Origin of the sequence: Myceligenerans indicum (genome assembly GCF_016742955.1) — a bacterium.
Taxonomy (GTDB): Bacteria; Actinomycetota; Actinomycetes; order Actinomycetales; family Cellulomonadaceae; genus Myceligenerans; species Myceligenerans indicum.
In genome coordinates, this window is sequence record NZ_JABBYC010000014.1 from 55,630 (window position 1) to 78,155 (window position 22,526).

Annotated in this window: 17 protein-coding genes; 12 read left to right on the forward strand and 5 right to left on the reverse strand. The window is 72.1% G+C overall.

What is annotated here, in order from left to right; genetic code table 11:
* Nucleotides 1–268: 268 nt before the first annotated feature.
* Complete coding sequence (locus tag HGK34_RS10275) at nucleotides 269–2,692, reverse strand: FtsX-like permease family protein (protein WP_201846837.1); 2,424 nt, start codon at nucleotides 2,690–2,692, stop codon at nucleotides 269–271.
* Nucleotides 2,689–3,390 (reverse strand): ABC transporter ATP-binding protein, encoded by a 702-nt coding sequence (locus HGK34_RS10280; protein WP_244666605.1) that lies wholly within the window; start codon nucleotides 3,388–3,390, stop codon nucleotides 2,689–2,691. The genes HGK34_RS10275 and HGK34_RS10280 overlap by 4 nt, the downstream gene beginning before the upstream one ends.
* Nucleotides 3,391–3,596: 206 nt before the next feature.
* On the opposite strand from HGK34_RS10280, the gene HGK34_RS10285 reads away from it, so the two are divergent.
* The 5 genes from HGK34_RS10285 (at nucleotide 3,597) to phoA (ending at nucleotide 8,933) form a co-directional block, all read left to right on the forward strand.
* A complete protein-coding gene (locus tag HGK34_RS10285) occupies nucleotides 3,597–4,178 on the forward strand; it encodes a TetR/AcrR family transcriptional regulator (protein ID WP_244666612.1) in 582 nt (193 codons plus the stop codon).
* Nucleotides 4,179–4,187: 9 nt separating this feature from the next.
* Nucleotides 4,188–4,961 carry an electron transfer flavoprotein subunit beta/FixA family protein gene (locus HGK34_RS10290; protein WP_201846843.1) on the forward strand — a complete coding sequence of 258 codons (774 nt, stop codon included), beginning with the start codon at nucleotides 4,188–4,190 and terminating at the stop codon, nucleotides 4,959–4,961.
* A 13-nt stretch (nucleotides 4,962–4,974) separates the two neighbouring features.
* On the forward strand, nucleotides 4,975–5,958 hold the full coding sequence (locus HGK34_RS10295; RefSeq protein ID WP_201846845.1) for an electron transfer flavoprotein subunit alpha/FixB family protein: 984 nt from the start codon (nucleotides 4,975–4,977) through the stop codon (nucleotides 5,956–5,958).
* Between the two features lie 256 nt (nucleotides 5,959–6,214).
* On the forward strand, nucleotides 6,215–7,369 hold the full coding sequence (locus HGK34_RS10300) for a ThiF family adenylyltransferase (RefSeq protein ID WP_201846847.1): 1,155 nt from the start codon (nucleotides 6,215–6,217) through the stop codon (nucleotides 7,367–7,369).
* Between the two features lie 127 nt (nucleotides 7,370–7,496).
* Entirely contained in the window at nucleotides 7,497–8,933 is a 1,437-nt protein-coding gene (gene phoA, locus HGK34_RS10305; RefSeq protein ID WP_307815892.1) for an alkaline phosphatase, read from the forward strand.
* A 92-nt stretch (nucleotides 8,934–9,025) separates the two neighbouring features.
* Here phoA and mnmA read toward each other — a convergent pair whose 3' ends face one another.
* From mnmA to HGK34_RS10320, 3 genes are read right to left on the reverse strand one after another with little or no spacing between them, the layout of a single operon-like run.
* Complete coding sequence (gene mnmA, locus HGK34_RS10310; RefSeq protein ID WP_201846849.1) at nucleotides 9,026–10,147, reverse strand: tRNA 2-thiouridine(34) synthase MnmA; 1,122 nt, start codon at nucleotides 10,145–10,147, stop codon at nucleotides 9,026–9,028.
* Nucleotides 10,144–11,391, reverse strand: a complete 1,248-nt coding sequence (locus tag HGK34_RS10315; RefSeq protein ID WP_280517889.1) for a cysteine desulfurase family protein — start codon at nucleotides 11,389–11,391, stop codon at nucleotides 10,144–10,146. The genes mnmA and HGK34_RS10315 overlap by 4 nt, the downstream gene beginning before the upstream one ends.
* Before the next feature lie 46 nt (nucleotides 11,392–11,437).
* The gene (locus HGK34_RS10320; RefSeq protein WP_201846853.1) at nucleotides 11,438–13,585 is read right to left on the reverse strand and encodes a prolyl oligopeptidase family serine peptidase; all 2,148 of its coding nucleotides are present in this window, start codon (nucleotides 13,583–13,585) and stop codon (nucleotides 11,438–11,440) included.
* A gap of 233 nt (nucleotides 13,586–13,818) precedes the next feature.
* On the opposite strand from HGK34_RS10320, the gene HGK34_RS10325 reads away from it, so the two are divergent.
* The 7 genes from HGK34_RS10325 to ligA all read left to right on the forward strand — a co-directional run bounded on the left by HGK34_RS10325 (nucleotide 13,819) and on the right by ligA (nucleotide 22,516).
* Nucleotides 13,819–15,624: an ATP-binding protein gene (locus tag HGK34_RS10325; RefSeq protein WP_201846855.1), complete on the forward strand. Its 1,806-nt coding sequence runs from the start codon at nucleotides 13,819–13,821 to the stop codon at nucleotides 15,622–15,624.
* Nucleotides 15,621–16,034: a roadblock/LC7 domain-containing protein gene (locus HGK34_RS10330; protein ID WP_201846856.1), complete on the forward strand. Its 414-nt coding sequence runs from the start codon at nucleotides 15,621–15,623 to the stop codon at nucleotides 16,032–16,034. The genes HGK34_RS10325 and HGK34_RS10330 overlap by 4 nt, the downstream gene beginning before the upstream one ends.
* A 28-nt stretch (nucleotides 16,035–16,062) precedes the next feature.
* Nucleotides 16,063–16,419: a DUF742 domain-containing protein gene (locus HGK34_RS10335; RefSeq protein WP_201846858.1), complete on the forward strand. Its 357-nt coding sequence runs from the start codon at nucleotides 16,063–16,065 to the stop codon at nucleotides 16,417–16,419.
* Between the two features lie 19 nt (nucleotides 16,420–16,438).
* On the forward strand, nucleotides 16,439–17,023 hold the full coding sequence (locus HGK34_RS10340; protein WP_211200322.1) for a GTP-binding protein: 585 nt from the start codon (nucleotides 16,439–16,441) through the stop codon (nucleotides 17,021–17,023).
* Between the two features lie 22 nt (nucleotides 17,024–17,045).
* Nucleotides 17,046–18,302: a cytochrome P450 family protein gene (locus HGK34_RS10345; protein WP_201846862.1), complete on the forward strand. Its 1,257-nt coding sequence runs from the start codon at nucleotides 17,046–17,048 to the stop codon at nucleotides 18,300–18,302.
* A 138-nt stretch (nucleotides 18,303–18,440) separates the two neighbouring features.
* On the forward strand, nucleotides 18,441–19,949 hold the full coding sequence (locus HGK34_RS10350; protein ID WP_201846866.1) for a flavin-containing monooxygenase: 1,509 nt from the start codon (nucleotides 18,441–18,443) through the stop codon (nucleotides 19,947–19,949).
* Between the two features lie 167 nt (nucleotides 19,950–20,116).
* On the forward strand, nucleotides 20,117–22,516 hold the full coding sequence (gene ligA, locus HGK34_RS10355; protein ID WP_372433109.1) for an NAD-dependent DNA ligase LigA: 2,400 nt from the start codon (nucleotides 20,117–20,119) through the stop codon (nucleotides 22,514–22,516).
* Nucleotides 22,517–22,526: the final 10 nt, after the last annotated feature.

The window sequence follows — 22,526 nt, forward strand, 5'->3', positions numbered from 1 at the left end:
GCCCGGGTCGTGCGACCGGACCCTGGCTGGGCGCGGTCGCGCGACCCGGGCCGCCCCGACTCCGCGGCAGCGGTCAGCCGGCGTGCGGGTTGAGGGCGTCGAGGGCAGGCAGCCCGTTGACGGCGAAGTGGATGCTCGCCATCAGGACGGCTGCGCCCAGGACGATCAGCAGGACGGTGCGGGTTCGGTTCATGTTCGGCCTCTTCCGTGGATTCTCGGCGGTGGTGATCGGCGGCGGTTCAGGGGATGGTGGTTCAGGGGTGGCGGTTCACAGGGTGGTGAGGGCTTCGCGAACCGTGATCCGGGAAGCCCGCCGGGCGGCGACCGCGCTGGCCGCCGCGGCGCCGGCAAGCGTGAGCAGCGTCCACAGCACGAGCGCCGGCAGGGAGTAGACGTACGGCAGGGTGTGCCGGAACGCCTGGGTGCCGAGGAAGTCGCCGAACATCCGGGTCAGGGGCACCGCCGCGGCCGCCGCGAGCAGCAGCCCGAGGATGGCGATGGCCACGCCCTCGGTGATGACCAGGCCGCGGATCCTGGTCGTGGTGGCGCCGAGAGCGCGCAGGACGCCGAACTCCCTGGTCCGTTCGAGCACGCTGGTGCTCATGGCGGACGCGAGCGAGAGCAGCCCGACGAAGCCGAGGACGACGGCCAGCGCGATCAGGGCGTCGGCCAGCACGAGGACGTGCCCGTCCAGAGCGACGCGCAACGTGTCGATCGTGGTGGACTGCCGGATGCCGATGCCCGCCGCGGCCAGGGTGTGTTCCAGCCGGTCCAGGACGGCCTGGTGGCCCGCGGGGTCGTGGCGGTCGGTCACCACCCGGAGCAGCTCGGTGTGGCCGGGGACGTCGGTGAGGGCGGCGTAGTCCCGGTCGGTGAGGTAGGCGGTGCCGAGCGTGCCGAAGTCGGACACGATGCCCACGACGCGGCGGGTGACGGGCCTGCCGGCGACGGTCAGGGTGATGTCGTCGCCGACCGTGATGCCCGGGACCTGCTGGGCCGGGACGAGGTGGTTCAGCACGACGGCGTCGGTGTCGTCGGGCCGCAGCCACCGCCCGGCGGTCAGGGGCAGGCGCATCAGCCGGGTGCCGGCGGGCGGGGCCAGGACGGTGAAGCTCGCGTGGGCCTCGTCGGGGTAGACGTGAGCCACGTCGGTACGTCCGGGGTCGTGCACCGACGTGGCGGTGCGCCCCCAGGCCTCGGCATCCCGGACGCCGGGGGTGTCCAGGGCGAGCTCGGTGAGCCGGACGGCGTCGTAGCCCTGGTCGAGCTGGATCTCGGCGTCGTAGCTGCGCTGTTCGATGCTCCGGGAGACCAGGGCGCTCCAGCCGCCCGCGGTGTTCAGGCCGGTGAGGAACATGGACCCGGCCACGGCGAGCAGCCCGGCGGTGAGCACCAGGCGTCCGCGTCGCCGGAAGACGTTGCGCAGGGCCATGAGTTGCGTGCGGCCGGGGCCGCGCAGCCGGGCCACGACGCGCTCGACCCGCCCGCCGGGAACAGCGGTGCCGGTGCCCTGGGCGTCGATGGCCTGACGGACGGTGATACGGCTGCTCCGCACCAGGGGCACGAGCGCCACCAGCAGGGGCACGCCGATACCGGCGGTCAGGGCGGCGGCGTACACCCCGCCCGGTGCCGGCGTGCCGGCGACATCGAGATTGAGGAGCTCGGCGCCTTGCCCGGCGAGCAGCGGGCCGAGGGCGAGTCCGGGCGGAACCGCGATGGCGGTGGCGGCCACGGAGATCGCGGCGGCCTGGATCAGGTACATCCGCAGGACCTGGCCCGTGCGGGCACCGATGGCCTTCATCGCTCCGATCTGCCCGGTCTGCGCGGTCAGCATGCCGCCAAGCATCGTGGCCACCAGGATCGACGACAGCAGCAGGGCCACGATCCCGAACGCCAGCAGCACGGAGGCGACGGTCACCATCTGCCCCTGATGCGGATGGCGCCCCGGGGGCGGGATGTCGATGCCGGTGGCGGGACGGCCCCGGGCCGCGAGCGCGTCGGCGACTCGCTGTGCGGTGCGGTCGATGGCGGCCGCGTCGGTGGTGGGGCCGTCGGAGTCGCCCACGAGGACGCGTATCTGGTCCAGGACGGGCGGCGCGCCCAGGGTGCCCAGGGTCGCGGTGGTCGCGTAGCCGTAGACGGTCTGTTCCTGCTCGGCCGGCGCGACACCGCCGTCATGCACGGTCCCGGTGACGGTCATGGTGGTCGGTGTGCCGCCAGGGGCCGCGACGATCACCTGTCTGCCGGCGGGTACGCCGAGGTAGTCCAGCGCGGTGCGCTCCAGCAGCAGGCCGTCTTCCGGTGGCGGCCAGCTGCCCTCCTGGAGCGCGACCCTGCTGATCCGCTGAGGGTCCCCCGGGTCGCTGACGAAGAGCACGAGGGTGCGCCAGGGCCCGTCGCCCACCCTGATGCGGCCCTGGAGCGTGGCGCGGGCGGTGGCGTCGAGGACGTTCTCCTGGGCGCGGACGGCGGCGAGCGCGTCCGCGTCGACGCCGCCGGGAACGTGCACGGTCGCCGAGGCGGGGTGTGTCTCGGCGTAGTTGCGGGTCATCTCCTGGCTGATGATCGCCCGGGCGGAGAGGAAGGTCGTCACCATGACGACGCTCACCGCGATCGCGGCGATCATCATGGCGATCCGGGTGCGCGCGCTCCACAGGTCGCGGGCGATCTTCAGCAGCCGCAGGGCGGTCATGGCAGCATGCCTTCGGGCAGGTTCCCGCCGGCGGTATCGCCGGCCATCAGCCCGTCGCCGAGGGTGATGTGCCGGGTGGCGTGGCGCGAGACGTCGCGCTCGTGGGTGACCATCAGCACCGTCCGGCCGTCCGCGGCAAGCTGGGCAAACAGGTCCAGGACGCTGTCCGACGTGGCCGAGTCGAGGTTGCCGGTGGGCTCATCGGCCATCAGTACGGGTGGCTCGTTGGCCAGCGCACGCGCGATGGCCGCGCGCTGCTGCTGCCCGCCCGACAGCGCGGACGGCAGCTTGCCGGCCTGGTCGAGGATGCCGACCTGCTCCAGCAGGCCGTCGGCCCGGGAGCGGCGCTGCCGGGCCGGGACGGTGGCGCACAGGTCCATCGGCAGCATGACATTCTCGGCCACGGTCAGGGTGGGCAGCAGCTGGAAGAACTGGAACACCAGGCCGATCGTCCTGCCGCGCCAGGCCGCCAGCCGCGAGCCGCGCAGTTCGTGGACGGATGTCCCGGCCACGACGATCTCTCCGGTGGTGGGCCGGTCGATGCCCGCGAGCAGATTGAGCAGTGTGGTCTTGCCGCTGCCGGACCGGCCCACCACGGCGACGAACTCGCCCGCCGTGACGTCCAGGTCGATGCCGCCGAGCGCGGTGACCTCCCCCGACGGCAGCGGGTAGGTCTTGACGAGCCCGCGAGCGCTCATCACCGGACCGTCCACGGGACTCTTCCTCCTGGTCACGACCTGTGGCATGTGGCACCTCTCTGTTGCTGAACATCTAGCCAATTCGGAACATCAGTTCAGGAATAGAGTTAAGGTCGGGTGGCAGGGGTCGGGCAAGAAGCACTCCGCGCCGCGGCGTGCGGAAGCGCACACGATCCGTATCCGATGTCCAGGAACTCGAGGTGACGATGGTCACAACCCAGGACCGAAGGGTCCGCCGCACCCGGCGAGCGCTGCTGGATGCCCTGCTGGCGCTCATGGCCGAGAAGGGCTACGAGGAGGTCACCATCCAGGACATCATCGACCGGGCCGATGTGGGCCGGTCGACGTTCTACAACCACTACTCGAACAAGGAAGACCTGCTCAAGGACGGCTTCGCCGACCTGCGCCTCCTGATCGACCCGTCCGGCGGCGACGCCTCCGGACGCCCACCCGACCCGCTGCGGTTCAGCCTGCCCCTCCTGCGCCATCTGGACGAGCAGCGCCAGGTCGCGATGACCGTGTTCGGCGCCGGGCGCCTGCATCCCGTGCTCGCGGTCATCGAGGGCCTGCTGGCCGACATCGTCCGCGGCGAGCTACCCGCGTTCACCGCGGGCGGCATCCCCCGAGAGGCCGTGGTCGGCCACATCATCGGCTCCCACCTCGCTCTGGTGCAGTGGTGGCTCATGACCAGCCCGGACAGCACACCCGAGGAGGTCGACGCGATCTTTCGCGCCCTGACCCGCCCGCCTGGCGCCGCCGACCGTATGCCGCCAGGCCCGCCCGGTTAGGGTTTTGCCATGCGCATCGTCGTCACGGTCAAGTACGTCCCGGACATCAGCACCGACCGGGGCTTCGAGGACTGTCGCGTTCGCCGCACCCCTGAGGAGGGCACCCTCAACGAGCTCGACGAGAACGCCGTCGAGGCCGCCCTCCAGCTCGTCGAGGCGGCCGGCGAGGGCGAGGTCGTCGCGGTGACCGTCGCGCCGCCCGAGGGCGACCCCGCACTGCGCAAGGCGTTCCAGCTCGGCGTGGAACGCGGCATCCGGGTCTCCGACGACGTCCTCGCCGGCGCCGACTACTTCGGCACCGCCACGGCCCTGGCCGCCGCCGTCCGGAAGCTGGAGTCCGAAGGGCCCGTCGACCTGGTGGTCACCGGCATGGCAGCCCTCGACGGCCTCGGCTCCGTGGTGCCGACCCTGCTCGCCGCCGAACTCGGCCGGCCCGCGCTGACCCTGGCCAAGAAGGTCTCCGTGTCCGACGGCGTCCTGTCCGTGACCCGCGAGCACGACGACGTCACCGAGGAGCTCACCGCGCCCCTGCCCGCCGTGCTGTCCGTGACGGACACCGCGAACCAGCCGCGGCTGCCCAACTTCAAGCGCATCATGGCCGCCCGCGCCAAGCAGGTCGAGACGTGGACGGCGTCGGACATCGGGCTGGACGCACCCGTCGCCCGCACGCGCACCCTCAGCGCCGGGCGGCGACCCGAGCGCCCCGAGGTGGAGCTGGTCACCGACAAGGGTGAGGGCGGCAAGGCCCTGGCCGCGTACCTGATCAAGAACGACCTGGTCTGAGAGGGAACCCGACATGACGAACCGCACCGTCCTGGTCCTGCTCGACCCGGCCACCGAGATCCGCACCAGCGTGCTGGAACTCCTCACCATCGCCCGCGGCCTCGGCACCGTCGAAGCGGTCGCCCTGGAAGCACCGGGCCTCGACGTTCTCGCACAGCTCGAGGCCTACGGCGTCCAGACCGTGCACCAGGCCGAGTTCTCCGACGCCGCCGGCCATGTGGTCACCGGCGACGAGCGGCACCTGCCCCCTGTCGTCGCCGCGGGCCTGGCAGCGGCCCTGCGCCGGACGGACGCGGACATGGTGCTGCTGCCCAGCAGCTTCGCCGCGAAGGAGGCGGCGGCGCTCACCGCCCGCGAACTCGGCGCCGGCCTGATCGTCGACGCCGCGGGAGTGTCCGAGGGCGACGACGGCCGCATCGTCGGGTCCAAGCGCGTCTTCGCCGGGTCCTGGGACACGGCGTGCGAGGTGACCACGGACGTCGCGGTGCTCACCGTCCGCGCGAACGCCGTCGTCCCGGCCCCTGCCGGCGCCCCCGTGAACACGCAGACCGAGCCGCTGCCCGTCGAGGTGCCGAACCTCGGCATGACACTCGCCTCCCGCGAGGTGAAGACCCGATCGGGCGACCGGCCCCCGCTGGACGAGGCGGCGATCGTGGTCGCGGGCGGGCGCGGGACCGACGGCGACTTCGCGCCCGTCACCGAACTGGCCGACGCGCTCGGCGCGGCCGTCGGCGCGTCGCGCGACGCCGTGTTCGAGGGCTGGTGGGACACCTACATCGGACAGACCGGCGTGACCATCGCGCCGCGCGTGTACATCGGCGCCGGCATCTCCGGCGCGCCGCACCACCGCGGCGGTATGCAGGCGTCCCAGCGCATCGTCGCCGTGAACAGCGACCCGGAGGCGCCGATCCTCGAGATCTGCGACTTCGCGGTCATCGGGGAGCTCGCGGACGTCCTGCCCCAGGCGGCGGAGGAAATCCGCCGCCACAAGGGCTGAACCTCCCGCACCGGCCCACTCGTTCGGCACGACGGACAGGCAGCCTCGCCTCCGGGCGTCCTACGGGCGTCATGGAGGTGTGAGCTGTTGTCAGGTCTCTTCGGGACGATGCGAGTCTGATCGAGTTTGACGAGGTGTTGCGATGCCACGCTTGATCAAACGAGGCTCAAGCTCGTGACTGTCTTCGACGAGGCGGAAGAGTCCTGCCTGCCGACCGGGAGTACGGCCGCCACCTGCTTCGGCGCAGAATGGAGCCATGACGTCGCTGCCACCGCTCGTACCCGTCCGGGAGCCCCTGGCGCCCGATGAGCGCCGCCGCGCCGCCCGGCACCTGCTGCTCGGCGGGTTCGGCCCCGAGGCGCAGGCCCGGCTCGCCGGCGCGCGCGTCGTCGTGATCGGCGCCGGAGGCCTCGGGTCCCCCGCACTGCAGTACCTGGCCGCCGCCGGCGTGGGCACGCTCGGGATCGTGGACGACGACGTCGTCGCGCCGTCCAACCTGCAACGCCAGATACTGCACGGGCCCGCCGACGCCGAACGCGCCAAGACCGCCTCCGCCGCCGACGCCCTGCGGGCCCAGCGTGGCGGCGGACTGACGGTCGTCGAGCACCGGCTCCGCCTCGACACCACGAACGCCCGCGACCTCCTGACCGGCTACGACCTGGTCGTGGACGGCTCGGACACGTTCGCCACCCGGTACGCCGTGTCCGACGCCGCCGCCGCGCTCGGCATGCCCGTCGTCTGGGGGACGGTCCTGGGCTGGGACGGCCAGGTCTCGGTGTGGTGGTCCGCCGCCCCCGACGGACGCGCCATCACCTACCCCGACGTGTTCGGGCCCCAGCCGCCCGAGGGCGACTCCTGCGAGACCGTCGGCGTCCTGGGCCCCGCCTGCGGCGCGGTCGGTTCGGCGCTCGCGGTCGAGGCGGTCAAGCTGCTCACCGGTACGGGCGACGTCGCGCTCGGGCGACTGCTCGTGTACGACGCGCGCACCTCGGCCTGGGACACGATCCCGCTCGCCGCGCCGGAGATCGCGGCGGTCGCCCGGCCCGGCGGCGACGCGGGTCCCGAGGACGTCCGGGGTGCGGAGGCGGGCACGGGGCCGGCAGGCGGCGCGCCTCCCGCACCCGCCGGCGTGGGCACCCCGGGCACGCTCGCCGCCCGCCTGCCCGACGGCGTGCTCGTCGTCGACGTCGGGCGCCTGCCGGCGAACGTCCCCGAGGGAACCCTCGTGGTACGCGCCGACCTCGAGGCCCTGGCCGCCGGAGACCTCCCGGCCGCTCTGGCGGACCACCCGTCCGACGCGCCGATCGTCGTCGTGTGCGAGCGTGGCCTGCGCTCCCGGGGTGCCGCCACGCTGCTCACGGACCTGGGATGGAGCGACGTCTCTCCTGCGGGACCGCTCGTGCTCGCCTAGGGTGAGGCGGGGGCATCGCCCGTCGTTCTCCTGGACCTCACCGGACAGCCACCCGTCGGCAACCCCGTGCTGATTGCCTCGCTCCGGGCGGCAGACTGCCGCCTTCTCGATCCGAAGGAGAGCTCCAGTGCGAACCTCAGCACGGCGCATCACTCTTGCCTCGGCACTCGTCGGGACCCTGGTCCTCGGCGCGGCCTCGAGCTACGCCGTCACGTCCGGCCTCACCGGAACCGGTGACGCCACCCGCCACGACGGGGACCAGACCCGTCAGGTGCGCTCGGAGATCCGTCAGGGTCCCGCCCGGAACGTCATCCTCCTCATCGGTGACGGCATGGGCGACTCCGAGATCACCATCGCCCGCAACTACCAGTACGGCGCGGCCGGGGAGCTGCCCGGCATCGACGCCCTCCCCCTGACCGGCCAGTACACCACCTACGCCCTCGACCCGAGCAACGGCCTGCCGGACTACGTGACCGACTCCGCGGCATCGGGCACGGGCTGGGCCACCGGCACGAAGACGTACAACGGCGCGATCTCCGTGGACCTCGACGGGAACTCGCACGCCACCATCCTCGAGCTGGCCAAGAAGGCGGGCCTCCGCACCGGCAACGTCTCCACCGCGGAGATCCAGGACGCGACCCCGGCCGTCCTGATGTCGCACGTGGCCACGCGCGGCTGCAAGTCCCCGTCGGGCATGGACGCCTGCGAGGCGCAGAAGATCGAGAACGGCGGCCCCGGCTCCATCACGGAGCAGACCCTCGCCACCCGTCCCGACGTCGTCCTGGGTGGCGGCGCGCGGTACTTCGCCGAGACCGCGACGGCGGGCGAGTACGCGGGCATGACCCTCATGGATCAGGCGACCGAGCGCGGCTTCAACGTCGTGACCGATGCCGCGGCCCTGGAGTCCGTCCAGGCCGCCGACCAGGACGCCCCGCTGCTCGGCGTGTTCGCGCCCAGCCACCTGCCGACCGTGTGGAACGGTCCGCTCGCGACGCCGACCGGCGGCAGCGAGCCGGCGGTGACCTGCGAGGAGAACCCCGCGCACACGGCCGACATCCCGACCGTCGAGGCCATGACCACCAAGGCGATCGACGTGCTCGACGACCGTCACGCCCGCAAGGGCTTCTTCCTGCAGGTCGAGGGCGCCAGCATCGACAAGCAGGACCACGCCGCGAACCCGTGCGCCCAGCTCGGCGAGAACGTCGACTTCGACCACGCGGTGCGCGCGGCGATGGACTTCGCCGAGCGTGACGGCAACACGCTCGTCGTGGTCTCGGCCGACCACGGCCACACCAGCCAGATCGTCTACCCCGGCATCACGACCCCGGGCCTGACCCGCACGCTGACCACGGCGGACGGTCAGCCGATGACCATCGCCTACGGCACCGCCGCGCAGGGCCACTCCCAGACGCACACCGGGACGCAGGTGCGGATCGCCGGCTACGGCCCCGGTGCGGCCAACGTCGTGGGCCTGACGGACCAGACCGACCTGTTCTTCACGATGAAGAACGCGCTCGGCCTGGACAAGAAGCACGGCCACGGCTGGTGGCCCTGGGGCCGGTGATCCCCGGCGCCCGCTGCTGAACGAATGACGGACCCCTGGCGCCGCGGCGCCAGGGGTCCGTCGTCGGGCCGCCTCCCGCGAGAGCGGGACGCTCAGCCGCGCCAGGCCTTCGTGACGGTCGCCTGTCCCAGGACGCGGGTACCGCGGTAGGCGACGACGGACTGCCCGGCCGCCACACCGCGCAGCGGCTCGCCGGTCAGCTCGATCTCCATCGCGCCGCCTTCCGGAGCGCGCACCCGCGCCGGGACCGGGGTTCCGTGCGCCCGCACCTGCACCTCGGCGTCGAACCAGCCGTCGCCGGCGGGCGCGGCGTCCAGGGCGCCGTCGAACCAGACCGCCTGGTCCCCGCCGATCCGGTTCACGCTGAGCAGCTCGGCGGGGCCGACGACGACGGTGTTGGTCGAGGTCTGCACGTCCACCACGTAGCGGGCCTTCCCGTCGGCGGCCGGGCGGCCGAGCCCGAGGCCCTTGCGCTGGCCCACCGTGAACGCGTAGGCGCCGTCGTGCTCGCCGACCACCTCGCCGCTGGTGTCCACCACGGTGCCGGGCCGGGAGCCGAGGCGCCTCTGCAGGAAGCCGCGGGTGTCGCCGTCGGCGACGAAGCAGATGTCGTAGGAGTCCGGCTTCGCGGAGACCGACAGGCCGCGCCGCGCGGCCTCGGCGCGAACCTCGTCCTTGGTGGCGAAACCGCCCAGCGGGAACATCGCCCGGGCCAGGCGCTCGGGCCCCATGACGGCCAGGACGTACGACTGGTCCTTGGCCGTGTTGGGGGAGCGGTGCAGCTCACGGACGGGGCCACCCGGGTGCCCGGCGTCCCGTGTCTCGATCCGGGCGTAGTGCCCCGTCGCGACCGCGTCGAACCCGAGCGCGGTCGCTTTGTCCAGCAGCGCCTCGAACTTGATGTGCTCGTTGCAGCGCACGCAGGGGTTGGGCGTGCGGCCGGCCTCGTACTCGGTGAGGAAGTCGGCGACCACCGTCTCCTCGAACGTCTCCGACAGGTCCCACACGTAGTACGGGATGCCGAGCACGTCGGCGGCGCGGCGGGCGTCGCCCGCGTCCTCGATGGAGCAGCAGCCGCGCGAGCCGCTGCGGAACTGGTCACGGTTGCGCGACAGGGCCATGTGCACGCCGACGACGTCGTGCCCCGCCTCGACCGCGAGTGCCGCGGCCACGGCCGAGTCGACACCGCCGGACATCGCTGCCAGAACCTTCATGAGCGGCGGCCTCCCACGAGTCCGGCGGCGCGTGCCCGTTCGACCACCTGCGGCAGCGCGGCGGCGAGCCGGTCGACGTCGGCGCGGGTGGAGGTGGTGCCGAGGGAGAACCGCAGCGCGCCGCGGGCCGCGGTCTCCGGGACGCCCATGGCCAGCAGGACGTGCGAGGGCTGGGGGACACCGGCCTGGCAGGCGGACCCCGTCGAGGCCTGGACGCCGGCGGAGTCCAGCAGGTAGAGCAGCGAGTCGCCCTCCGCTCCGGGGAAGGCGAAGTGGGCGTTGCCGGGCAGGCGCCCGTCGGGATGGGCCTGCGGGTCGGGTCCGCAGAGCATCGCGTCGGGCACGATGTCGCGGACGCGGGAGACGAGCTCGTCGCGCAGGGCGGCGATCCGGCCGGCGTGTGCCTCGCGGCCGGCCACGGCGTCGCGGACGGCGACGGCGAACGCGGCGATCGCGGGCACGTCGAGCGTCCCGGAGCGCACGCCGCGTTCCTGTCCGCCGCCGTGCAGCACCGCGTCGAGCGGGAGGTCGCGGCGCGCGAGCAGGGCGCCGACGCCGGCGGGGCCGCCGACCTTGTGCCCGCTGACGGTCATGGCGTCGGCGCCGGACGCGGTGAAGTCCACGGGGACCTGGCCGACGGCCTGGACGGCGTCCACGTGCACGGGGATCTGGTGGTGCCGGGCCGCCCGCACGACGTCGCGTACCGGCTGCACCGTGCCGACCTCGTTGTTCGCCCACATGACCGACACGAGCGCGATCTCCTCGGCATGCTCGGCGAGTTCGGCGCGCAGGGCGTCCAGGTCGATCCGGCCCTCGCCGTCGACGGGAAGGAGAACCACCTGCGCGCCCGCGTGCCCGGCCAGCCAGAAGGCGGGGTCGAGCACGGCGTGGTGTTCGACGGCCGACACGAGGATGCGCGTGCGGCGCCTGTCCTCGGCACGCCGTCCCCAGAACATGCCCTTGATGGCGAGGTTGTCGGCCTCGGTGCCGCTCGCGGTGAAGACCACCTCGCTGGGCCGGGCGCCGAGGGCCGCGGCGACGGTCTCGCGGGACTCCTCGGCGGTGCGCCGGGCGGCGCGGCCCGCCGAGTGCAGCGAGGACGCGTTTCCGGTGTGGTGCGCGTGCTCGACGAACGCCGCCAGCGCGGCCGAGGTCATCGGCGTGGTGGCGGCGTGGTCGAGATAGGCACCGGTGTCCGGTGGCGGCTCGGAGCCGTCAGGGTGTCCGGTGACGGGCTCGGTCAGGGAGGCGGTCACGTCCATCAAGTCTACGAACCGCCGGAGGGTGCGATTACTTCCCGAGGCGGTTCCACAGGAACGTCCAGTGGGTGGCGGCCATGTAGGCGGCCTGGCCGTTGTCCGCGGCACCGCCGTGCCCTCCCTCGATGTTCTCGTAGTACGTCACGTCCTTGCCGTGCGTCAGCATGAGGGCGGCCAGCTTGCGGGCGTGGGCCGGGTGCACGCGGTCGTCCTTGGTCGACGTGGTGAACAGCACGGGCGGGTACTCACGGTCCTGCGAGAACAGGTGGTAGGGCGAGAACTCGCGCAGGAACTCCCAGTCGTCGGTGTCCGGGTCGCCGTACTCGGCCATCCACGAGGCGCCGGCCAGCAGGTGGGAGTACCGCTTCATGTCCAGCAGCGGCACACCCACGATCACCGCACCGAACAGGTCCGGGTACTGGGTGAGCATGTTCCCGGCGAGCAGGCCGCCGTTGGAACGGCCCTCCATCCCGAGGCGGCCCGTCTCGGTGATCCCCCGTGCGACGAGGTCGCGTGCCACCGCCGCGAAGTCCTCGTACGCACGGTGCCGCTTCTCCCGGAGGGCGGCCTGGTGCCAGGCCGGTCCGTACTCGCCGCCGCCGCGGATGTTGGCGACCGCGTACACGCCGCCGCGTTCGAGCCAGGCGCGCCCGATCGTTCCCGAGTACGCCGGCTGCAGCGCGATCTCGAAGCCGCCGTAGCCCCACAGGAGCGCAGGGGCGGGGGCGCGGCCGTCGAGCACGTCGGGACGCCCCACGACGAAGTACGGCACCCGGGTGCCGTCGTCGGACGTCGTGAACCGCTGTCGTGCGACGAGCCCGTCCGCGTCGAAGTGGGCGGGGGCCGACTTGAGCGGCGTGGGCACGGCCGGGGCGCCGTCGGGGCCGGCGTCCGGGGCGGCGGACCCCCGGGCGAGGGTCGGCGGCGTCAGGAACCCCGTGGTGGTCACCCAGACGTCGTCGGAGTCGACGGCGTCGACGGAGCTCACGCCGACCGACAACAGCTCCCCGGAGACGGGCAGTTCCGAGCGCGTCCACGGGCGTCCGGCCAGGGCGGCACCGTCGTCACCCTCGGGTACGGCCGGCGGTGTCAGCACGTAGGGGCGGTTGGTGACGTCCTCCAGGACGTTGACCACGAGATGGTGCCGTGTCCAGGCGGTCCCGGCCAGCGACGCCGTCGCGGTGGGCTCGAACAGCACCGTCAGCTGCCGGGACCCGGCCAGGAAGGCGTCGAACGGTGCCGCGAGCAGCGATCCGGCCCGGTACGTCCCCCAGTCGTCGCGCAGCCGCACGAGCAGCCACTCGCGGTGCACGCCGACGTTGGCCGAGTCGGGGACGTCGATCCTGGTCAGCTCCTGCTCCGCGGTCCCGACGCCGGTGACCAGCCAGGTCTCGCTCGTGAAGAACGACGGTGCGCGCACGACGAGGTCGCGCTCGAAGCCCGGCGTGCGCGAGCGCCGGGCGGACACCTCGACGTCGGTGCTCTCCCCCTCGAACACGGTCACCGCGGACTCCATCGGCGTGCCGCGGCGCCACAGCTTCGTGATCCTGGGGTAGCCCGATGTCGTCGTCGTGCCCTCGCCGAAGTCGGTGGACAGGTACACGGTGTCCGCGTCGACCCACCCGAGGCTTCCCTTGGCCGCCGGGCGGACGAAGCCGCCCTCCTCGGCGGGCACGAACCGCTTCTCGACGAGGTCGAACTCCCGCGTCACGTCCGTGTCCGACCCGCCGGGGGAGAGGTCCACCAGGGCGCGACGCCACGGCGCGCCGGCGGCGAACTCCTCCGGGTCGGGGCGCAGCACCGAGGCGCCGTGCCACACCCAGCTCTCGCCCTCCTCCCGCGCCAGCTCGTCCAGGTCCAGGACCGTCTCCCAGTCGGGGTTCCGGGTCGCGTACGACGCCGGTGTGGTGCGCCGCCACACACCGCGCACGTGCCGCGCGTCGCGCCAGAAGTTGTAGTAGTGGTCCCCGACCTGGGACACGTACGGGATCTTGTCCTCGGCGTCGAGCACCTCCCGTACCTGCTTGGAGATCTGGTCGAACAGCTCGCCGCCGAGCGCGTCGGACATCTGGGTGTTGCGCTCGAGAACCCAGCCCAGGGCCTCCTCACCGGAGACGTCCTCGAGCCAGGTGTACGGGTCGGCGGACGGGTCGAGCGGCGTGCGGGGTGCGGCAGTCATGAGGGAACACTAACTTTTCACAAGTTGACCTGCGGCAACAGGTGGCCGTTCCGGGGGAAAATTCCAGTTCGCACCACGATTGAGGGGTACCGCCGGATTTCTTCCTGTGGTAGAAATCGAACCCTGACGAGGGCTCCTTCGCCCTTGTTGTGCTGCGTAGACGAGGACGGTGCCGACCCGCCTCGTTCGTCCCGCGGCTCCGATGACGAAATCAACATGGGGGGACCGGCTCTGTGAGCTCGACGTCTTCTACTCCGCCGAGCAGGCTGCGCCAGGTCGCGCCCTGGGTCAGTGTCGCCGGCGTCGCCGCCTTCGTCCTGGTGGCACCCGCTCTCTACACGTCGCAATGGGGCGGCAAGTCCCTCGGCTGGGTGGTCGGGATCGCCGCGATCGTCCTCGCCGTGGTCGCCGCCTTCGTCGCCCAGCGCAGCGCCAGCACCGATGTGGCCGAGAGCCGCATGTACGTGCACCGGGCGCACGTGTTCGAGAAGATCGCCGAGGAGCGCCGTGCGGCCCTCGACGCGCTCGTGACGCAGCAGCTGCCAGCCTTCCTCGCGAACGACCCGGTGCCACCGCTGCCCCGGATCGAGGACGACCAGGCCCTCAAGCGCCTGGAGGAGGCGGGTATCGCCCTCACCCAGGTTCAGGAGGAGCGCGTGGCGCGGCGCGACGCGGTCCAGGTGGCCGTCGTCTCGCTCGGCCGCAAGGTCCAGGCGTCCGCGCACCGCATCCAGGAGGAGGCGTCGCGCATGGTGCAGCGGCACTCCACCGACCCGGACGTGCTGCAGACCTCGATGCGCGTCGACCACGCCGCGGCGCAGCAGGCGCGACAGGCCCAGAGCCTCGCCGCGCTGTGCGGCGAGTGGCCGGGCCAGCAGTGGAACGAGCCGCTGGCGCTGCCCGACGTGGTGCAGGGCGCGGCCGGACGCATCACCGCCTTCCACCGCGTGGAGGTCTCGGGCGACCCGGGGGTCGCGGTCTCCGCACGGATCGTCGAGCCGCTCATCCACCTCGTGGCCGAGCTCCTGGCCAACGCCACACAGTCCTCCCCGCCCACCACGCAGGTGCTCGTCTCCCTGCGCCAGGTGCAGCGCGGCGCGGTCATCGAGATCGACGACTGCGGTGTCGGCCTCGACACCAAGCAGCTCGACCAGGCGCGTGACATCGCCTCGGGCAAGAAGCAGGTCAGCATCACCGACCTGGGCGAGATCCCGCAGACCGGCCTCGCCGTCGTCGGAACCTATGCGCGACGGCACGGGTTCCGCGTGGACATCACCGAGTCGGTCTACGGGGGCCTGCGAGCGATCGTGATGATCCCGGGCGAGCTGACGGAGCCCGTGGCGCCGTCGGCGATCGGCAGCGTGGGCGGTGAGTCGTCCGTGCGCGTCCCGTCCGTACCGACGGCACCCAGCCTGCCGACCCGCGGGACCGCGGCGACGGCGATCGCCGACGTCTCGGCCCCGGCGGAGCGGCCCGGTCCGGCCGATCCGGCCACATCCGCGCCGAGCGAGCCCGCGGAGTCACCGGCACCGGCCGCCCACACCGAGGCGACGCCGTTCGGGCGGACCGGTTCCGTCGCGGAGCCCGCCGGGCTCGCGGCCGCCGCCGACGAGAAGGAGGAGTCCACCCTGAGCGACGAACCATGGTCAACTCCGTCGACACCGGCGTCGGCGACCGTCACCGACCGGCCGCCGAGCCGTCCTGAGCCTCTGGAGGGGCCCGACACCACGATCACGACACGGCCGGGCACCCCGGCAACCGCGAAGACCCGTCCGGCCACCACCGGTGCGGACGACGACGAGTTCCCAGAGCCGATTGCCCTGCCGCAGCGGCGCTCACGTCGCGAGGAGGCAGCAGCCATCGATCCCGCAGCAGCCGGGGATTCCCACGGGAAGCAGGCCAGGCCCGCCCGCCAGCAGACGGCCCAGGAGGCCGGACAGTGGATGGGGGCCTTCTTCAGCGTTGACAAGACGCCTGGGAACGCATCAGACAGCAGCGATCCGTCGGCTGACGCCGGCGCGACTTCGGAGGACCGATGACCACGCAGGCCGAAGGCATGACACAGGCCGACGAGAACAGTTGGATGCTCGAGCTCATCAGCGGGGTGCGCGGTGTGCGCCACGTGGTGGTGCTCACGTCGGACGGCCTGATGAAGGTGCGGACCGACCAGACGCCGCTCGACGTGGCGGACAAGGTCTCGGCCGCCTGCGCCGGGCTTGCCGCGCTGGGCATCGGTATGAGCAGGGAGTTCGGCACCAGCGACACGATTCGGCAGATCGTCGTGGAGTTCGACGGCGGCTTCCTGTTCGTCCGTGGTGCCGGCGACGGATCTCGCCTGGCCGTGGTCACCGAGTCGAACATCGACCCGGCGCTCGTCGCGCAGCAGATGCAGGCGCAGGTTCTCATGATCGGGGAACGCACCCTGGGTACCGACGCCAGGGAGAACTGACCTCGTCGAGGAGAGGCGGTAGCTCTTTATGTCACAGGGGGACGAGTATCGGGACCATCCGGTCCGTTCGTATGTGCTGACGTCCGGGCGCGCACATCCGACCCGCAATACCCTTCGCCCCGAGACTCTCCTGGTGGCGGTGGACGGCAGGCCGGCGCCGTCGACCGCCACCCGGCAGCAGCGTGACCTGGTGCGCCTGTGCCGGGGGACCCTCGCGCTGGCGGAGGTCGCCGCCTATCTGGCCCTGCCGGTCAGTCTGGTGGCGGTACTGGTCTCGGACCTGGTCGACTCCGGCCATCTCACGATCCGTTCCAATCACCAGGCACACGTCCTTCCCGAACGGGACATCCTGGAGAAGGTGCTCGATGGACTCCGCAACATCTGAATCGGCATCCGGATCGGCGATGCCAGGCCAGCATCTCGCGCCCTCGGTGGCGCGCTCGGTGAAGATCCTCGTGGTGGGCGCGTTCGGGGTGGGCAAGACCACCCTGATCGGCTCCGTGAGCGAGATCGAACCGCTGCGCACCGAGGAGCAGATCACGACGGCCAGCGTCGGCGTGGACCCTGGTCTGCCCGAGAAGCAGACCACGACGGTGGCGCTGGACTTCGGTCGGCTCACCATCTCGCAGGAGATCGCGCTGTACATGTTCGGCACCCCCGGACAGCGGCGGTTCTGGGACCTGTGGGCGGGCCTCGCCGACGGCGCCGTGGGAGCGTTGGTCATGGTCGACACCCGGAACATCGAAGCCTCGTTCGAGGTCCTCGATCAGCTCGAACTGCGCACCAAGATGCCGTTCGCCGTGGTGATCAACCAGTTCCCGGACTCGCCGCAGTACCCGGTCGAGCGCATCCGTGCCGCGCTCGACCTGCTGCCGGGCACGCCGATCGTGCGTTGCGACGCACGCAACCGCACCTCCTCGGCCCAGGCCCTGATCCAGTTGGTGGAGCACGCGCTGACGTTCCCAGCCTTCCAGAAGGCGCCCGCGTGACGCGGGCGGCCGGGAGCCGCAGATGCAACCCAGGAGGCTGAACGTGGGTCCCGACCGGACCCGGCTGGAGGACGTGGCCTACCGCCCGGTGCTGCTCGGCGAGCACGACGCGCTGGACCCGTACACGGACTACGAACGCCTGCGTGAGAAGTGGGGAGCACTCGCCCCCGTGGACATGGTTCCCGGCGTCCCGGCCTGGCTGGTGCTGGGCTACGAGGAAGCCGCGTCGATGCTGCGCAGCGAGATCATGTTCTCGCGTGACCCCCGCAACTGGGCGTACGTGCAGCGCCGGGCGCTGCCGCCGGGACTGCTCGCGGTCATGGCGCCGCGTGAGAGTGCCTATCACGTGGACGGACCGCGGCATCGCCGGTTGCGGGCGCCGATCGACGACGCTTTCGCCGCGATCGACGAGACCCGTCTGCGTGTCTCCGTGGAGGTGGCGTGCGACGCGATCCTGGACGGCCTGGCAGGCCGGGGCGAGGCGGATCTGATCCAGGACTTCACGGTTCCGCTGTGCGTGTATCTGCTCGGCGAGCTGCTGGGCCTGAGCCATTCCGACGCGCAGCGCATGAGCCTCCTGACGCGCGACATCTTCGGGGCCCGCGACACGGCGACGGCCGCGTCGGAGGAGTCCATGCAGATCATGATGGAGCACGTGGCGGCGCACCGGCCCGAGCCGGGCGATGACCTGACCACGGCCATGCTCGAGCACTCCGCGATGGACAACGACGTCGAGGTGATGACCACGCTCGCCGAGATGTTCGTCCTCGCGCACGACGCCCAGGTCGCCTGGGTGGCCGGGGCGCTGCACCTGCTGCTGACCGACGAACGCTTCGCCGCCCGGCTGTACGGGGGGCGGCTCGACGTGACCGACGCCGTGGACGAGGCGTCCCGGACCCGGCCCCCGGTGGTGAACGTCCTGCCACGTTTCGCGCGTCAGGACTGCGAACTCGGCGGCCGCTACGTGGCGGCGGGGGACGCCCTGATCCCGGCGATCGTCTCCGCGAACGCCGACCCGGCGCTGTCCATCGACGACCCCCTGTCCGACGCCGGCGGCAGGTACCACCTGACGTGGGGTGTGGGGCCGCACAGCTGTCCGGCGCAGCGGGTGGCGTCGATCATCGGACGGACCGCGATCGCGGCGGTGGTGCACCGGATCCCGCAGATGCGGCTCGCCGCGGATCCCGGGGAGATTCGTATGGTGCGATCGCTGTGGACGCGGTACCCGGCGGCGCTTCCCGTGCGATTCGTCGAGCCGGTCCAGGCCAGCCGCTGGTAAGCGGTGCGAAACCGGCGAGAACACCCCGAGCCCCAATATGTCTCACATAGCCCCTGTTCCCGAAGGGTGAAGTGACGCTACCATTCGACCGGATTGCCACAAGGAAGATTTCTTCCGGACGAAGGAGCAGGGGAAAACGTGAGGATCGCTGTCGTCGGAGCCGGTTTCGCGGGGCTCGCCACCGCCAAGGTGCTCAAGGAACTGGGGCACGAGGTCACGATCTACGAGAAGGCGCCCGACGTCGGCGGCGTGTGGAGCGTGACCCGTCGCTACACGGGCCTGCGGACGCAGAACAACCGCGACTCCTACGCGTTCTCCGACCTGCCGATGCCCAAGGAGTACCCCGAGTGGCCCACGGGGACGCAGGTCCAGTCCTACCTCGAGCAGTACGTGCGGACGTTCGGCCTCAAGCCCTCGCTGCGCCTGTCGACCGAGGTGGTGCGCGCCGAGCCGGCACCCGGTGAGGACGGCTGGCTCGTGACCGCGCGCCCGTCCGGGGCGCCGCTGCGCGCACCCGAGCGCTTCGACCACCTGGTGGTCGCCAACGGCATCTTCTCCGACCCGGTGCTGCCCCGTTACGAGGGGTACCCCGACCTGGTGCGTGCCGGCGGCCGGCTCATCGCGTCCAGCCAGCTGAACGACATCGAGTCCGTGCGCGACAAGCACGTCGTCGTGGTCGGCTACGGCAAGTCGGCGTGCGACGTCGCCGCCGAGATCGGCGAGGTCGCCGCCAGCACCACCGTCGTGGCCCGCCACCTGCTGTGGAAGATGCCGAAGAAGATCACCGGCGCGCTGAACATGAAGTACCTGCTGCTGACGCGGTTCGGCGAGAACCTGTTCCGCTACCAGACGCAGGAGACCGGCATGGAACGGTTCCTGCACGGGTCGGGCAACGCCGTCCGCCAGGGCATGGTCGACTCCCTCGGCGCGGTCGTCACCGCGCAGCTCAAGCTGAAGAAGCTGGGCCTGGTGCCCCACGGGGAGTTCTCCGACATCGCCAGCAGCACCGTCTCGCTGTCCACCGACGGGTTCTACGAGCAGGTCGCCGCCGGAAAGATCACCGTCCACCGCGACACCGAGATCTCGCGGTTCGTCGTCACCGACGGGCAGCCCGTCGCCGAGCTCTCCGACGGCGCGAGCGTCCCCGCGGACGTCGTCGTCTGCGGCACCGGCTTCCACCAGCGCATCCCGTTCCTGGACGACGCCGTCACCAGGCGCCTCATGGACGACGACGGCAACTTCGAGTTGTGGCACCAGATCCTGCCCCACGACGTGCCCAACCTGACGTTCGCCGGCTACAACTCCTCGCTGTTCAGCCCGCTGTCGGCCGAGGTCGGCGCGCTGTGGATCGGTGCGCACCTCGCGGGCGCCCTCGACCTGCCGCCGCTCGAGGAGCGGCGAGCCGCCGTCGCCGAGCGCGTGCGGTGGATGGCGGAGCGGACCAAGGGCAAGCACGCCCGCGGCACCAACGTCATCCCCTTCTCGCTGCACAACATCGACGAGACGCTCGCCGACATCGGCATCGACATCTCCAGCGGCCAGAAGGTCAAGCAGTGGCTGCTGCCCGTGGACCCGGGCGCGTACGCGGAGCTGCTGCCGCAGCTCAAGGAGAAGATCGCGAGCCGAACGGTCACCGTCGACGCCTGAGCCGAGGGTGCGGGCCCCGGGCCCGCACCCTTCACTGCACCGGTCGTCGATGTGGTGTCGGTTGTGACATCTCCTCGGGTTCCGTTGCGGGCGCGTGCCTCGTTCCTCGGCCCGCACCCTTCACTGCACCCGTCGTCAATGTCAGACAGCCGGGCCATGATGGACCCGTGACCGAGCGCAACGCCAAGACCCAGTCCGTCGTCCTCGAGGACGCACCGATCGACACCGTCCCGGTCGATCGCGGTGAGGCCGCCACCGCGGCGGACGACCAGATCGCCGCGCAGCGCCGCTGGGCGGAGCTCGCCGAGCACATCGAGGCGGCCCGCGAGGCGTACTACACGCGCGACGCCCCGGAGGTGTCCGACGCCGAGTACGACGTCTGGATGCGCGAGCTGACCGCCCTCGAGGCCGAGTTCCCGTCGCTGGTCACGCCCGAGTCGCCCACGCAGACGGTCGGCGGGGTGGCGGCCACGGGCTTCGCCCCGGCCGAGCACGTGGAACGGATGCTCTCGCTCGACAACGTGTTCAGCACCGGCGAGCTCGGCGACTGGGCCGCCAAGGTGCACCGCGACCTGGGCCTGGCCGAGGGTGCCCGGCTGGACTACCTGTGCGAGGTCAAGATCGACGGGCTCGCGATCGCCCTGCTCTACCGGGACGGTGTGCTGGAACGCGCCGCGACCCGTGGCGACGGCCGCACCGGGGAGGACGTCACCGCGAACGCGCGCACCATCGAGACGATCCCGCAGCGCCTCGGCGGAGACCCGGCCACCCACCCGCACCTCATCGAGATCCGCGGCGAGGTCTTCCTCGGCATCGAGGACTTCGCGGCCCTCAACGAGCAGCTCGTCGCCGCCGGTCACGCCCCTTACGCCAACCCGCGCAACACCGCGGCGGGGTCGCTGCGGCAGAAGGACCCCAAGGTCACCGCGAGCCGCAACCTGCGCATGTACGCGCACGGCGTGGGCGCGCTGCAGTGGACGCGGGGAGAGCACACCGAGCTGGCGCGGCAGTCGGACGCCTACGCCCTGTTCGAGCAGTGGGGTGTGCCGGTCTCCCCGCACAACCGTGTCGTGGACGGACTCGACGGGGTGCACGCCATGATCGAGCACTACGGCGAACACCGGCACAGCATCGAGCACGAGCTCGACGGCATCGTCGTCAAGGTGGACACCCTGGCCGAGCAGCGCCGTCTCGGCGCCACCAGCCGCGCACCCCGCTGGGCCATCGCCTACAAGTACCCGCCGGAGGAGGTCAACACCCGCCTCCTGGACATCCGGATCGGTGTCGGCCGCACCGGAAGGGCCACCCCGTACGCCGTGATGGAGCCGGTGAAGGTGGCCGGATCCACCGTCCGCCAGGCCACCCTGCACAACAAGGACGTCGTCGCCGCCAAGGGCGTGCGCATCGGTGACGTCGTCGTGCTGCGCAAGGCGGGCGACGTGATCCCCGAGATCCTCGGCCCCGTCGCCGCCCTCGCGAACGACGGGCACCCGCGCCGGGACTTCGTCATGCCCGCCGAATGCCCCGAGTGCGGCACGCCGCTGCGTGCCATGAAGGAGGGCGACGTCGACCTGCGCTGCCCCAATGCCGAGTCCTGCCCCGCACAGGTGCGCGGCCGCGTCGAACACATCGGTTCCCGCGGCGGCCTGGACGTCGAGGCGCTCGGAGAGGTGACCGCGGCCGCGCTCACGCAGCCGCAGGTCCCGGCGAACCCGCCGCTGCGGACCGAGGCCGGCCTGTTCTCGCTCACGCTCGACGACCTCGTGCCGATCGAGGTGGTGGTCCGCGACCCCGAGACGGGCGCCCCCAAGGTGGACGACGACGGCGTCGCGCGGGTGCGCCGGCCCTTCCAGAAGACCTCGAAGGTCTACCCGCCGGGGACCGAGGACATGGATCCGGCCGAGCGGCGCCGGGCGGGCATCCGCAAGGACCACGAGCTGGTGGAGCCGTCGGCACAGGCGACCAAGCTCCTCGACGAGCTCGAACTGGCCCGGACCAAGGACCTCTGGCGGCAGCTCGTCGCGCTGAACATCCGGCACGTCGGGCCGGTCGCCGCCCGAGCCCTCGCCGACTGGTTCGGCTCGCTGGACGCGATCCGGGCCGCCTCGCGCGAGGAGCTGGCCGCGGTGGACGGCGTCGGACCCGTCATCGCGGACGAGCTGCTCGCCTGGTTCGAGGTTCCCTGGCACCAGGAGATCCTCGACGCGTGGCGAGCGGCAGGTGTCCGGTTCGCCACGCCGGGCCACCCCGGTCCGGAGGCGATGGCGGCGAAGGCCGCCGAGGGCGCCGAGCCCCAGGGCCCCCTGGCGGGGCTCACGGTGGTCGTGACCGGCTCCCTCGTCGACTTCACCCGCGACGGTGCCAAGGAGGCGGTCATCGCCGCGGGCGGCAGGTCCGCCGGGTCCGTCTCGAAGAAGACGGACTACGTCGTCGCGGGCGAGAAGGCCGGGTCGAAGGCGGCCAAGGCCGAGGAGCTCGGCGTGCCGATCCTCGACGAGGACGGCTTCAAGGCGCTCCTCGAAGGCGGCCCGGCGGCGGTGCCCCTCCCGGTGACCACCGAGCCCTGACCGCCTGCGG